We start from the raw sequence: 14497 nt of genomic DNA on the forward strand, positions 1-14497 counted from the left end.
ACTTTTTGGTAACAATTAACCAAGGTGATATTTTTATGGCGACAGTAAATAGACAATTTACCCATGTAGTGGTTGAACAGCCTGGCGAACCCAGTGTGATGACCATGACTCAATCAACGCTTGCGATGCCAACAGAAGGCCAAGTGACGATTAAGGTGTATGCTGCTGGAGTCAATGGCCCAGACATTAAACAGAGAGTTGGTGCTTATCCACCGCCAGCAGATGCCAGCCCGATTATGGGGTTAGAAGTCGCCGGTGAAATTGTTGCTGTGGCAGACGATGTTACTCAGTGGCAAGTTGGCGATAAAGTGTGTGCATTAGTGCCTGGTGGCGGCTATGCCGAGTTAGTGAATACTTACGCAGCACATTGTTTACCTATTCCTACTGGTTACAGTTTTGTGCAAGCTGCCGCGTTACCAGAAACCTTTTTTACCGTGTGGGGTAACTTGTTTATTCGCGGTGGACTTAACGCGGGTGAAACAGTGCTTATTCATGGGGGCTCTGGTGGCATCGGTACAACTGCGATCCAAATGGCGAGTCGTTTAGGTGCAACGGTATTTGCAACCTCTGGCAGTGCAGAGAAATGCCAATACTGTCTTGATCAAGGCGCTAGCGTAGCGATTAATTATAACGAGCAGCATTTTGTTGAGCCGATCTTAGAAGCGACAAATGGATTAGGCGTTAACGTGATTATGGATATTGCTGGTGGCGACTTCATTAACGAAAATCTTAAAGCTATCGCAACCGACGGACGTATGGTGTCGGTTGCCATGCAACGTGGTCCACAAGCAAACGTGGATATTTTCCGCATTATGGCTAAACGAGTCATTTGGACTGGGTCAACGTTACGACCACAAAGCGTGGCGAATAAAGCCCTGATTGCTCAAGGTTTGGCTGAGTTCGTATGGCCGCTATTAAATAGTGGCAAAATGAGTATTCCAATCGATAGTGTGTTCCCATTCTCGCAAGTGGTACAGGCACATGAACTAATGGAGTCGGGTACACACAAAGGCAAGATAGTGTTAGATCTGCAAGCCGATCCTCGTTAAGTGTATTAATCCCTTACCAATACACTTATTTATAATATGGTTTTAATCAGCAATATATTTTGATAAAAAACTTGAAGCTTGATGTTTTTAAGCTAAAGTCGTGATCACAAAGTGATTGGTCATAAGGTGGCTAATCACTTGGTGAGGCGTTTATTTTGTGAGAAAAATGACAGAAAAGTGTTAAAAATTGACTACAACCGACATTTTTATGCGATTACGCGAAAAATTCATCGTTTTAGGCATTGATTCTCAGAAATATTCTGTTTAAATACCCACACAAATACAGAACAGATAATCGTGGCGCAGTATGAAGATATTATCTTCAATAATTCTGCACCATTTTTAGAATATGTGTTGATTAAGGGCGTTAGCATATATGTATAACACTGCAAAAAAACAACTTTGGTTTGGTGAATTAAGAACATCGAAAGGTAACACTATCGTCGTTCATGATAATCAATTGCCAGAAGCGTCACCAGGGCGCATTTTCATGTACAACACTATCCGTAATACGATTGTGGAGTACGTAGAAGACATCGTTAAAGTAAACTTACACGACTTAGATGAGCAACAAACAAAAGCTGCTATGGCTGAGTTTGGCGATGCATGGAAAGCGGCGCGCAGTGAGTTTATGGCAAAGCATCAGTTACGAATTGATTTGTCAAAAGTACCCGATACAGCGCCACCGCGTAAGGCTAAACCGGCTCCAGAGCCAGATGAAGCGATTAACGCAGATGATGACATTCCAGAATTTGATGATTCAGATGATGACAATGATAGCTTTGATGATATGGGTGATAGTGTAGACGATTAACCCTGCAGATAACATTGAGTCTCTGGCTCAGAGTGTTGTTGGTTCATCGTATTATTCTGCTTATATCTGCTAAATATTACTGACCATATAAGGAATAATTCATTATTCCTTATATGGTTTATTCTTTGTCGAAACTGTCGACAATAATCGCACCCATTGATGCGGGCATCGCGATTAAAATAATCCGCTTTAACGCTAAGATTGGATCGGTTATTAATGGCAATTTATTTAACGCCAACAGTACGATACTCACCACCAATAACGTCAATATATACGCCGCAATTACCCGCAAAAAAAATGCTCGTCTGCGCTTCACAATATTTGCCTGAAACACACTCTGATAAGCAAATAAGGTAATAAATGCCAGCGACAATACCACCACCAATACCAAATTTAATGTTGGCAAACTGGCCGACAATCGCCACGCTTCTTCAGAAAATGCAATCGGCACCGACAGCGCAAAAGCCCCAACGGCAATTTGACCAATATCTTCGGCATTGAAATTGGGTTTAACAGGCTGATTATTCGGCATCAAACTGATATCGAGTTATGTGGTGATATAGCTTACCAGGTGTTATCCATACATCGCCGGGTAAGTCTGGCTGATTAGGCGAGTCGGGTAGCATTTGTGGTTCAATACACACAGCTTGATGATCGCTTAATACTCGCTGCTTTTTACCTACAGTGCCTTGCAAAAAGTTTGCTCCATAAACCTGCACCCCAGGCTGATTAGTATAAACCGTCATATTGCGGCCACTATTAGGGCTGGCTAAGCAACCAAAGCGCTGTAAATCCGCACCGGGATTATCTAACACATAACAATGGTCAAAGCCCTTGGTAGCGGCTAATGCTGGGCGCTCGGTTTGTACTGACATTGGTGTGGGTTTTGCCATGTCTACATCGCTACCTGCGGTAGGTTGTATTGAGGTAGGCACACCAACATCATTCATTGTGAGGTACTTTGTGGCATCCACTTGCAAGGTGTGCTGCTTATTAGTGTCGCTGCGATTACCGTCTAAATTAAAATAGCTGTGCTGGGTTAAACTAATAGGACAGGCTTTATCGGTACTGGCTAGCATTTCAATGTACAAGTTATTACCCACTAAACGGTAATCGAGTTGCACAGTACAATTGCCCGGAAATCCCATGTCGCCGTCTGGGCTTGTTAAGGTTAAGCGGACGCCATCACTTAAGGTACCGAGTTGCCACAATTTCCGATTAAAGCCTTCAACGCCACCGTGTAAACAATTGCTCGCTTGGTTAACGCTAAGTTGGTATTCATGGCCATTATATTGGGTTTTACCATTGGCAATACGATTGCTGTAACGTCCTGCTATCGCGCCTAAATGGGCTTGTTGAGCCAGATAATCTTCGACACTGTCGCAACCTAACACGATATTTTTACGTTCACCGTTGCGATCTGGAGTCCATAATGATCGAATGATGCCGCCTAAACTTAATACTTCAAGTGCGATGATGCCATTATCAATTCTAACCCGCTCAATCTCACCACCACGGGGATCTTGCCAAGGTTCCAGCACACTAAAACGTACCATTTATGCCTCTCTAATCTGTAAATTATTAGCCGATGCGTCCTGCACCGCCACTCGCTGAACATAAGTATATTGTTGCTTCGATACCTGTTTGCTTAAAATATTGGTTTTCAACTAGGTTAATCACCTCGTCGGTAAGGTCATGATTGACCAATGCCAATACGCAGCCATCGCTCATACGTACGCCGCCCTTTTCACCGATTAAATTCGCAATCATGCTCACTAAGGTGTCAATGTCGGCAGTGATAATGTCAAAGTCATCGCGCATTGATGCTTGAGACTGTGCCATTAACTGACTAAAACGGGCAATATTGTTTTGTTGCAAAGCTCTGGCAGCATTACTAGTACGTTGATTTTCGGTAATGACATGGCGTGCTCGACGAAACTGAACATCACTGAGTAATTCTTTATCTGCCGTGAGTAGGCTCAATGATAAATCACGCAAAGAATCGAGGCCAAGTAACTTGGTTATCTGATTACACTCTTGCTTACGTTGTTCAAATTGTTGGGTAAAACCATGACGGTCTTGCTTTAAGTCGATTACGATTAAGCTAAGTTCTTCTGGTAATAGCACCGATTCGCTTTCTAATTCTAAACAATCAATCAATAAGGCATGATCAGGCTCTGCCATCGCGCTAATGATTTGGTCCATCATGCCGCAATCTAACAGCATAAATTGACTTTCGCCGCGTTGAGCTAATTGGGCAATAGCGATAGGAGATAAGTTTAATTGGCTGGCATAACTGATGGCGGTACCAAAAGCGATTTCCAGTGCTGCCGACGATGATAAACCGGCTCCCAGTGGTACGTCACCCACAATTGCTAAGTCTAAGCCCTTAGCTCGTAAACCCGATTGGTTCATAGCAGCGGTTACACTTTTGAGATAATGGCTCCAGTCATCGCCTGCAGCGACTGGGCCTTCTTCACCAAAGTGCCATTGCTTAATTTCCCCAGGGAAAGCGGTTGTCACCGCGCGAAATAAATTATCATCGCGATGCTTTACCGCTATAACAGTATGAAAGTTAATTGCAGCGGGTAATGCGAGGCCTTCGTTATAGTCGGTATGTTCACCCATAATGTTAACTCGCCCGGGCGCTTGGTATAAATCATCTGGCTTGGTGCCAAATGTACGAACAAATAATTTAGTGGCGCGTTGAGCAGGGTTTGACATACTTCAAAAAATCCGACAAAGGGTGACATGGAAAGACTTGTTACTTGAGTTATAGCATGACTTTACTGTGTCTGTAACGGAGATTTTTTTATCTGAAGCAAAATTGAAAATACGCTGTAGTAAACAAAAACGCCTAGAGAGTTATCTAGACGTTTATAATCGGCGATTAGTTTTATGATGGCGACTCAGATGTCGTATCGTTTATTGCCGATTGGTTTGGCTGATCACTACTAGCCACAACTGAACCAGGTACCAGTTCTGGTGGTGAATCGAGTAGCTCTTTAATCACATGGTCAACAAAACCGGCGCCTGCAGCTTCATACAAGTTATACACAGTATGAACACCAGACTCTTTTAATGACTCAGCATCTTCAGCGTATTGCACTATCGCGCTGATTTTCCCTTCGTAATTAAGCTTTTGCAATTGTTGCACTGCAAACAAATTACCCGCGTGATGTGGCATTGCCAGTAGCACTAACTCTAAGTGTGGCGCACGTTCAAGCTTGACCCAAAAGTCAGTATCGCTAGCGTCACCTTGTACAACATTACGGCCTTCATTTCGATGAAAATCAACCAGCTCTTGTTTGTGTTCAATCCCTAAAATTTCGCCGGTGTATTTGGCGCGTAATTCATCATATGCCCCAGAACCAATACGGCCCATCCCTAAGATCAAAAAGCGTGGATTACCAATACGGATTTGTCTGTCTTCTGGGTGTAATGGGTGGCGTTCGAGTTTGGTTAATTTTGATTGAAAACGCTGATAAATATTACTGACGTTATTATTAAACGGTGCTGCAAATAAGAAACTTATGCTTAACGCTACCGCAATAATGATCAGCCATTCTGGTGGTAACCAACCCTTGTGTGCCGCTACTGCCGCTACGATTAAACCAAACTCACTGTAGTTACCTAAGTTAAACGAGGCTAATAACGATGTGCGTGAGCGCAATTTAAAGCGGGTTAGCAGATAAACAAACATCAAAATTTTCACTGGAATTAGCGCAACTAAAATCGCCGCTAAACCAATATCGGCCAATGTGGGTAATCCGTTTAACCCAATGGTTAAGAAGAAGGCGACTAAGAATAACTCTTTAAAGAAGTAAATCGACTTGGCTAATTCGGATGATTTAGCATGCCCAGCTAATAAAATACCCACTATCAATGCGCCTAAATCGGGTTTTAAACCGACGGCTTCAAATAACCATGCGCCCACCACTAATGCCATCACAAGGCCAAACAATACCAGCATTTCACCGTGGCCGACGCGATCGAACACTTTATAAATAAGCGGTCTTGCAAGCGGCAGTAATAACAATGCAAACGCCCAAACTGACGGGATGTTACCTTTAGAAATGGTTAAAAAGATCACAGCGAAGATGTCTTGCATAATCAAGATACCAATCGCTACTCGGCCATAAAGTGACTGCATGTCACCGCTGTCTTCAAGCACCTTTACCGCAAATACGGTACTGGAAAAACTTAATGCAAAGGAAATTAGCATTAGTTGATTGAAACTGAACCCGTCGAGCTGCTCAATGCCTAAAAAGCCCAACAACTTCAGCACTGGCACAAAAAATAGAATCGAACCAATTAAATGTAAGCTTGAACCGGCCCAAACTTCGGCTTTAAACAGGCTCTTAAGATCAAGTTTAAGGCCAATGGAAAATAGCAGTAAGGTGACACCTAGGTCAGCAAGTTGCTGCAAAATAGGTAAGCTAGTGTCTTCAATGCCTAAGGTGAACAATACAAAACCAGCAGCAAGATAACCAATCAGTGGCGGTAAACCCACTCGGCTGACAAGCATTCCGCAAAGTAGGGTGATAATCAGGATAGCGGGTTCCATAAAGCGCCTTGAATGAGGGGGATAAAATCTTATTGTATAAGAAAAAAGTTAACTTTCGATGACTTTAATGCGTTAAATGCAAAAAACAGCATCTTTAGTAACTAAAGATGCTGTTTTGCATAATGTTTATTGGGTGAGGTTTACATAGCGCTTTAGCTAGGGTCTGTTGAACTTTTCTGGTTGAATTTTGTTCGAGTTAAAACCGATTTAATCGAGGCGAATGGATTGATGCCTAATCATCTAAGCAAAATTCATTCAACAAAGAGTAAAACATTTTTAGCCGAACCTTTCTGGCAGAGTTTGTTGGTCATTTTTACTGCGTTATCAACTTTTTATGTAGAATAACTACACATCAAAGTCTCTGCCTTGTACAAATGGCCAACAATTAGCTGCAAAAATAACCTTGAAAGATCAACAAACCCTAATGAACCCGCTAAATTCCTTTCGCTAATTTACTTTGCTAGCAGGATATCTAAATGAGCGGCAAAGTCTTTTGGTCCCATAAAGCCAGTAACGCGTAAATCTTCACGCTGTTTGCCATCGCTATTAAACATTAACAAGGTAGGTAAACCTAACACGCCATAATGTTCTAAAAGGGTGATATCAATGTCATCGCTGGCCGTTACGTCAGCTTGCAATAGCACCATTTGGCTCATGCGCGTGGCGACATCTTTATTTTTAAAGGTAATCGCTTCAAACTCTTTACAGGCCACACACCAGTCGGCGTATAAATCTAACATCACCGTTTTACCGCTAATGCTGGCTTTATCCAATTCAACTTCTAAGTCTTCAAGCGACTTAATACGAATAAAATGATTCTCTTTATTTTGAGTTTTTCCTTCAACACCCGCTTGAGTAATATCTGGGGTTTTATGACCAAAACCTGTCATGATTGCTTGGAAACCATACGAAAAGCTTGCCATCAAAGCCAGTAGTAAAAATACCCCACGAGTGCTTTGTTTCCAGTTAAATTCTGACAACCTGTTTTGATGCATTAAGTAAGCGACTAAGCATATTGCCCATAATGACCAGAGTAAATCGGACACTAAACCAGGCCAAATACGGCCAATCATTACTATCGAGACTGAAATTAGTAAGAAACCAAAGATGGTTTTAATAATGTCCATCCACGCTCCTGCGCGTGGTAAGATTTTGCCACCCGAAGTACCAATCACTAATAACGGTAAACCCATACCCATGCTGAGTACATACAGCGCTAAAAAGCCTTGCAGTAAATCACCAGACTGCGCCACGTAAATCAGCACGCCAGATAACGGCGCCGTGGTACAAGGCGAAGCGACTAAACCTGAAATCACCCCCATCATAAACACACCAATAAGGTTGCCACCTTTTTGGTTGTTCGACATCGAGTTCATTTTTTCTTGCCACTTCGATGGCAGTTTTAAATCGTACATGCCAAACATTGACAAGCTTAGCAGCACAAACATCACCGCTAAGAAAATCAAAATGGCTGGGTGTTGCAAGGCTGCTTGAAACTTAAGTCCGGCAGAGGCAACCACTAATCCTAATAAAGAGTAGGTAATCGCCATGCCTTGTACGTAGGCCATTGATAGAGTGAAGGCTTTAGCGGTAGATAACTTCTTACCTTGGCCAACAATAATGCCCGACAAAATAGGGTACATCGGAAACACACATGGTGTTAATGCTAAGCCAATACCTAAACCAAAGAAAATCACCAAGGTCCATAATAGGCTATCGTTTTGGAGCATTTGGTTTAACGTGTCTTGCTGAGTAATGGGTGCTGCAGGAGCATCGGTTGCCGTTGTCGATGCTTGCGCGTCATCAGGTGCACCAATCACTTTTTTACTGCTTAATGTGCCGTCATTTGCTTCAATCGCTGTTAATGTTACATCGTGTTTGGTCGGCGGGTAACATAAGGTACCTTCTGCACAACCCATAAAGGTGACATGAAATACCGCATCGGCTTGGGCTTCTTTAAATGCGATAGGGATTTCAACAAACGAGTAAAACACCTCTTGGTCGCCAAAGTATTCGTCGTGATGGTTTTTACCATGAGGTAATTCAATATCGCCAATCACTGCACCGTCGACCGAAAACTGCAGCTTGTCGCGATATAAATAATAGCCTTCAGCAATCACAAAATTGATTTTGAGTTGATTACCTTGTTGTTGGTAATCAAACACAAAAGCATCGTTAACCTTCATTAACTCAGGTTCGCTGCTTAAAAAGCTGAATTTATTACTCAACACATTAGCACTGTGTGCTGCTGGCGCGAGTAAAATTGATGACATCATTAACAATGATGTAAGGCATATGGCAACGAGTTTTTTCATGATGGTGAGTTGTCTTTTATCCATTGTAAATAAGGGCCAAAACCACCGATAATCGGAGTGGCAATGAATTCTGGTACTTCATAAGGATGCATTGTGATCACGAGTTGTTCAATTGCAGGGTAATCAGTTGTCATGCATTTTATCTGCATCGGCACTTCGTGTGATTGACAAATGTTATTGTCCCACTGATAAATTGACTCAACGGCTTGGCCTATTTGTACGCACGCCGCCAACTTTGCTTCTACCAATGCCGTCGCAATGCGACAAGCAATGTCAGCGTCTGGGCAAGTGGTAAAAATAAGTAGCTGTTCAGGTTTATACATAAGTTGTCTTAAAGTTTACTTAAGTTAATGCTGTTATCATGCGCAAGGTCATCACAGTACGCTTTTTTAAACGCATTTTCATTAAACTGAGGTGATATTCGTGACGCGTCTTGAAAAGAGACCCGTTCACCCCCATTTAAGTTTCATCGGCAACGGTTATTTTACAGGTCGCCACTCTGTTATCTTATAAGTCGTCACTCTATCAAAAAGCGATCCTTAGAGGCCAATATGTTTTTTATTTTATTGTTAATATTTGTTTTAATACCGGTTATTGAGCTCAATGTACTCATTGAAGTAGCCAGCTCAATCGGTTCATGGACCACAGTCGCGCTAGTGTTATTTACCGCGATTGTAGGTGTGTCATTAGTACGCAGCCAAGGCCTAAGTACTTTAATGAGCGTGCAACAAAAATTAGCCCGAGGTGAAGCACCAGGGCAAGAAATTGTTGAAGGTATGATGTTGGCTGCCGCTGGGGTGTTATTGCTTATTCCTGGTTTTGTTACCGACTTTATTGGCTTAATTTTATTAACCCCATTTACCCGCGCTCCTATTGCGGCATTTTTATATAAACGCATGCAACTTCGTGTTGTGGCTAATGGTGGTATTCCTCCTGGTTTTGGTGGCGGACAAAGTCCTTTTGGTCAATCCGGCCCATTTGCAGGGCAAAAGCCATTTGATCAACAGGGCAACACCTTCGACGGTGATTTTGAACATAAAAATGAACGTCCACGTAGCCATCAAATTGAAGTAGTTGATCTTGATGATGACATTAACAATGATCGTGATGATATTAAAGATAAGCGCCATGACGAAAATCGTGACGATATTATAGATGTCGAGCCTATTAAGCCTAAAGATGACGACAAGCCGTCTTAATACGCACCGCTTATGACACACCATCTTAATACACATTATGGTAATACCAGCTTATTTAACAAGACCAAGTTTGATCTGTGATTTGCCGTGATGTGTAGAGCTGGTTTTATTGAGCGCCGCGTTTAGCGCGTGATAAAAAAACAAGGTAAAACAGCCGACTAGTGCAGATGCATTGCTCGGCTGTTTTTGTTTATGCTTCTGTCTCGGAATCGGCTTGCAGCTGGAGTTGCTTATCTTGCTGAGCACCAAACCAAAATGCACTGGCGACACTTAATCCCCAGTTGGCTATAAATATCCAAGTGAGTGCTGGCATGGTTGAGTTACTGGCGTCGAGGGCTACGTTGGATACCGCGGCATAAATGGAGGTTAAATCGTTACTGATATTACCCGCTAAAATTTGCTCCGCAATCACTTGTGCACGGCTAATAATTTGATCCATTATCACCAAAATACACACCACACTGACACTGATAAACCCCCAGCCGAGTAGCTTTTGACCTAGCCAGATCTGGCCACTGCCAGGGCAAACAATGCCAGAAAGCATGGCGGCGTAAATGGATTTTTTCATGTTAAACCAAGATTTTTTACCAGTAATATAGTGTTATTAATCCACCGACACAGTTTAAAAAGCAAGTGTGGCTGCCATTATTAACACAGTTTAATATTCGCCAAGGCGAGAGGCTGATTTATTTTTGTCGTCTTGCTCGCCGTCAGTGGCTAATGAGTTATCTGAACAAGGCACTGTGTGCTTAATCTCTTTTGGTTCGCTAATTTGCGTCGCAAGGTAATAGCAAGCTATCCCCATCAATGTATTAGCAATGGGTAATGCCAATAAAATCCCTTTCACCCCACCAACATACGAGCCTAGCGCCGCCAACGGTAACATTAATAACATTAAGCGGCATAAGTTAATCACCAGTGAACTCAACGGCCTATGGTAAGCATTTAAGCTAGTGGCAACCATAATAACAATGGCAAGTGGCCCATAAGAGGCAGGCAACACCATAATATAAAAACTCAGCCACTCAATAACCAGTGGGTCGTGAGTAAACAATCTTGCGATAGGTTCGGCATAAAAATACAGCGGAATAAACAAGATTGTTTGAAATACAAAAGCAAATCGCAACGACATCAATAAGGCTTTTTTGGCGCGATCAGGTTGGTTGGCACCTAAATTTTGGGCAATAAACGGCATTAAACTCGACGACAGTGCCATCACCACAATCAACAGTACCGACTCAAGCCTAATTCCAGCACCAAAAGCAGCCACACCAGCATGATCAATCCGTGCCAACATTGCCATTATAATGCCGTTGGCAATAGGATTAATCACATTCATTAATGCGGCAGGGCGAGCAATATGGGATAAGACTTTCCAATGTAAAATTAATCGACCCACATCAAACTCAGTAAACTGAACCAGTTTACGTTTTACAATAATTAAGTGGCCCGCTAATGACATTGCCACTAACCAGGATAGTGTGGTCGCAATAGCAGCGCCTTGAATTTCTAAACGCGGAAAAGGGCCAATGCCGAAGATAAGTAACGGGTCGAGGATCAAGTTTACAATCGCGGCTAACATCATAATTTTAGCCGGTGAGTGGGTGTCACCCGTGGCGCGTAAGGCTTGATTACCCACCATTAACAACACCAATGCCGGAGCGCCTAAATACCAGTACCACATGTAGTCGTTAATTAATGGCAAACTGGCACTGTTGGCCCCAAGTAAACTGAAAATAGGTTCAATAAACACACAGCCCAGTATCGACAAACCCCAAATAATAAGCAGTGTCATGCACAAGGCATCAAATAAAAACACTCTGGATTCGGGCGCATGGCCAGACCCAATCAAGCGGCCAAGATTGGTAGACACACCCGCGCCAATACCAATGCCGATGCTCGTAATCACTAAGGTTACCGGAAACGTAAAGCTCACTGCTGCCAGTGCATCTGTACCCAACTGGCTAATAAAAAAAATGTCCACCAGACTGCCACCTAGAATGGTCATAATCCCAATCAGGTTAGGCAAAGTCATGTTAAGCAGTACACGACCAATAGGTGCGCTGAGCAACCCGTGTCTGTCTTTCATCTATTCTCAAACGTTTGATGTTTCAAAGGAGCCGAATTCTATCAGGATTAGCATTGCTTTAATAAAACAGACGTAAAAAAAGTGCAATTTTTTTTAAAATTCCCCTTGGATCTGTGACCAATCACCCCCATATCACATGCATCAAGGGGGAAACCCTTATTTGTTAGTCAATAGCCTCGCTTTTTGGGCATCAAATCATTAGGAGAGTTCATAGATGAATATTCGTCCATTACATGACCGCGTTATCGTTAAACGCTTAGAAGTTGAATCTAAATCTGCAGGCGGTATCGTGCTTACAGGCAGCGCAGCAGAAAAATCAACTCGCGGTAAAATCCTTGCAGTAGGCAACGGTCGTATTTCAGAAAATGGCACAGTTACACCACTTGACGTTAAAGTGGGCGACGTGGTGATCTTCAATGAAGGTTACGGCGTGAAGAAAGAAAAAATTGACGGTGAAGAAGTGTTAATCCTGTCAGAAGCTGACCTGATGGCAGTAGTAGGCTAAGCCTCACGCATCAATCGACTTTCCAATTAATCATTAAATTTAAAGGAACATCAAAAAATGGCAGCAAAAGAAGTCTTATTTGGTAACGACGCACGCGTAAAAATGCTTGCAGGCGTTAACATCCTAGCCAACGCAGTTAAAGTAACCTTAGGCCCTAAAGGTCGTAACGTTGTTTTAGATAAAAGCTTTGGTTCGCCAATGATCACCAAAGATGGTGTGTCAGTTGCTAAAGAAATCGAACTAACAGACAAGTTCGAAAACATGGGCGCACAAATGGTTAAAGAAGTTGCTTCTAAAGCCAATGATGCTGCTGGTGACGGTACCACTACTGCAACAGTATTAGCACAAGCTATTGTTGTTGAAGGCCTAAAAGCAGTTGCAGCGGGTATGAACCCAATGGACCTTAAGCGCGGTATCGACAAAGCGGTTATCGCAGCCGTTGCTGAACTTAAACTACTTTCTCAAGAATGTTCAGACACTAAAGCTATTGCTCAAGTAGGTACAATTTCTGCTAACTCTGACGAGTCAATCGGCGATATCATTGCAACCGCAATGGAAAAAGTCGGTAAAGAAGGCGTTATCACCGTTGAAGAAGGCCAAGCGCTTGAAAACGAATTAGACGTTGTTGAAGGTATGCAGTTTGACCGTGGTTATTTATCACCATACTTCATCAACAAGCCAGAAACTGGCAGCATTGAATTAGACAGCCCATTCATTTTATTAGTAGACAAAAAAGTTTCTAATATCCGTGAATTGTTGCCAATCCTTGAAGGTCTAGCTAAAACAGGTAAGCCATTGCTTATCGTTGCAGAAGACGTTGAAGGCGAAGCATTAGCAACACTAGTTGTGAACAACATGCGTGGCATCGTTAAAGTTGCTGCTGTTAAAGCTCCTGGTTTTGGCGACCGTCGTAAAGCAATGCTTCAAGACGTTGCTATCCTAACTGGCGGTACTGTTATCGCTGAAGAAATCGGTCTAGAACTTGAAAAAGCCACGCTAGAAGATTTAGGTACAGCTAAGCGCGTAATCATCACTAAAGATAACACTACAATCATCGATGGTAGTGGCGACCAAGTGCAAATTTCTGCACGTGTTTCGCAAATCAAACAACAAGTTGAAGATTCAACTTCAGACTACGACAAAGAAAAGCTACAAGAGCGTATGGCTAAATTAGCTGGCGGTGTTGCAGTAATCAAAGTTGGCGCAGCAACAGAAGTTGAAATGAAAGAGAAAAAAGCTCGCGTAGAAGATGCATTGCATGCAACTCGCGCAGCGGTTGAAGAAGGTGTGGTCGCCGGTGGCGGTGTTGCCCTTGTTCGCGTAGCAAGCAAAATTAAAGATGTTGAAGTATTGAACGAAGACCAAAAGCACGGTGTAGTAATCGCACTGCGTGCTATGGAAGCGCCTTTACGTCAAATCGCAACTAACGCAGGTCAAGAAGCATCAGTTGTGGCTAACACTGTTAAAAACGGCGAAGGTAACTTCGGTTACAACGCGGGTAACGATACTTACGGTGACATGTTAGAAATGGGTATCCTAGACCCAACTAAAGTGACTCGTAGCGCGCTACAGTTCGCCGCATCTATTGCTGGTCTTATGATCACAACAGAAGCGATGATTGCTGAAGTACCACAAGATTCTGCACCAGATATGGGCGGAATGGGTGGTATGGGCGGAATGGGCGGCATGATGTAATCTAGCTGGTCTAAATCGGTGATAACTGCGTTGCTTCACCACTCGTTTAAGAAAGCTAAACGTCGTGGTAAAGCGCCTTGTTCTAACACGATTTATCCTGCGCTATATACATTGTCGTTCTAAAGCCTAGAACTGAATTTCTTGTAAAAGAAAAGAGAAAGCCCCGATACTTAACTGTATCGGGGCTTTTTGTTATTAGTTATCTGGGTTTCTAAGCGATTGATAGCAGAATTGGTGGGAATTAATTTATCAAGTGCGCATAGA

The 14497-nt window shown here is 42.8% G+C and carries 13 protein-coding genes; 5 read left to right on the forward strand and 8 right to left on the reverse strand.

Annotated features, from left to right (window positions below; genetic code table 11):
• The first annotated feature begins 35 nt into the window (after positions 1 to 35).
• Together H5181_RS04435 and H5181_RS04440 are read left to right on the forward strand one after the other, a co-directional pair.
• Positions 36 to 1049 carry an NAD(P)H-quinone oxidoreductase gene (locus H5181_RS04435; protein WP_182750336.1) on the forward strand — a complete coding sequence of 338 codons (1014 nt, stop codon included), beginning with the start codon at positions 36 to 38 and terminating at the stop codon, positions 1047 to 1049.
• A 376-nt stretch (positions 1050 to 1425) separates the two neighbouring features.
• Positions 1426 to 1863: a hypothetical protein gene (locus tag H5181_RS04440; protein ID WP_011639086.1), complete on the forward strand. Its 438-nt coding sequence runs from the start codon at positions 1426 to 1428 to the stop codon at positions 1861 to 1863.
• Positions 1864 to 1981: 118 nt separating this feature from the next.
• On the opposite strand, the gene H5181_RS04445 is transcribed toward H5181_RS04440, so the two are convergent.
• The 6 genes from H5181_RS04445 to cutA form a co-directional block, all read right to left on the reverse strand.
• Complete coding sequence (locus H5181_RS04445; protein WP_011639085.1) at positions 1982 to 2395, reverse strand: DUF2391 family protein; 414 nt, start codon at positions 2393 to 2395, stop codon at positions 1982 to 1984.
• Entirely contained in the window at positions 2385 to 3419 is a 1035-nt protein-coding gene (locus H5181_RS04450) for an aldose epimerase family protein (RefSeq protein WP_182750337.1), read from the reverse strand. The genes H5181_RS04445 and H5181_RS04450 overlap by 11 nt, the downstream gene beginning before the upstream one ends.
• 25 nt (positions 3420 to 3444) lie before the next feature.
• On the reverse strand, positions 3445 to 4587 hold the full coding sequence (galK, locus tag H5181_RS04455) for a galactokinase (RefSeq protein ID WP_182750338.1): 1143 nt from the start codon (positions 4585 to 4587) through the stop codon (positions 3445 to 3447).
• A 172-nt stretch (positions 4588 to 4759) separates the two neighbouring features.
• Positions 4760 to 6430 carry a cation:proton antiporter family protein gene (locus H5181_RS04460; protein WP_011639082.1) on the reverse strand — a complete coding sequence of 557 codons (1671 nt, stop codon included), beginning with the start codon at positions 6428 to 6430 and terminating at the stop codon, positions 4760 to 4762.
• A gap of 452 nt (positions 6431 to 6882) precedes the next feature.
• Positions 6883 to 8745 carry a protein-disulfide reductase DsbD gene (locus tag H5181_RS04465; RefSeq protein WP_041413239.1) on the reverse strand — a complete coding sequence of 621 codons (1863 nt, stop codon included), beginning with the start codon at positions 8743 to 8745 and terminating at the stop codon, positions 6883 to 6885.
• Positions 8742 to 9068, reverse strand: coding sequence for a divalent-cation tolerance protein CutA (cutA, locus tag H5181_RS04470; RefSeq protein ID WP_059747807.1), 327 nt, complete (start codon positions 9066 to 9068; stop codon positions 8742 to 8744). Before cutA ends, H5181_RS04465 begins: the two co-directional genes overlap by 4 nt.
• A gap of 228 nt (positions 9069 to 9296) precedes the next feature.
• Between cutA and H5181_RS04475 the strand changes: the two genes are divergently transcribed.
• On the forward strand, positions 9297 to 9944 hold the full coding sequence (locus tag H5181_RS04475; RefSeq protein WP_182750339.1) for an FxsA family protein: 648 nt from the start codon (positions 9297 to 9299) through the stop codon (positions 9942 to 9944).
• Positions 9945 to 10134: 190 nt separating this feature from the next.
• Here the strand turns inward: H5181_RS04475 and H5181_RS04480 are convergent, their stop codons facing one another.
• Positions 10135 to 10512, reverse strand: coding sequence for a hypothetical protein (locus tag H5181_RS04480; RefSeq protein WP_182750340.1), 378 nt, complete (start codon positions 10510 to 10512; stop codon positions 10135 to 10137).
• 90 nt (positions 10513 to 10602) lie between these two features.
• Positions 10603 to 12033, reverse strand: a complete 1431-nt coding sequence (locus tag H5181_RS04485) for an MATE family efflux transporter (protein WP_182750341.1) — start codon at positions 12031 to 12033, stop codon at positions 10603 to 10605.
• 214 nt (positions 12034 to 12247) lie between these two features.
• Between H5181_RS04485 and H5181_RS04490 the strand changes: the two genes are divergently transcribed.
• Both H5181_RS04490 and groL read left to right on the forward strand, forming a co-directional pair.
• On the forward strand, positions 12248 to 12538 hold the full coding sequence (locus H5181_RS04490; RefSeq protein WP_011639076.1) for a co-chaperone GroES: 291 nt from the start codon (positions 12248 to 12250) through the stop codon (positions 12536 to 12538).
• A gap of 57 nt (positions 12539 to 12595) precedes the next feature.
• On the forward strand, positions 12596 to 14233 hold the full coding sequence (groL, locus tag H5181_RS04495) for a chaperonin GroEL (RefSeq protein ID WP_011639075.1): 1638 nt from the start codon (positions 12596 to 12598) through the stop codon (positions 14231 to 14233).
• Positions 14234 to 14497: the final 264 nt, after the last annotated feature.

The organism is Shewanella sp. SG44-2 (assembly GCF_014164215.1).
Taxonomy (GTDB): domain Bacteria; phylum Pseudomonadota; class Gammaproteobacteria; order Enterobacterales; family Shewanellaceae; genus Shewanella; species Shewanella frigidimarina.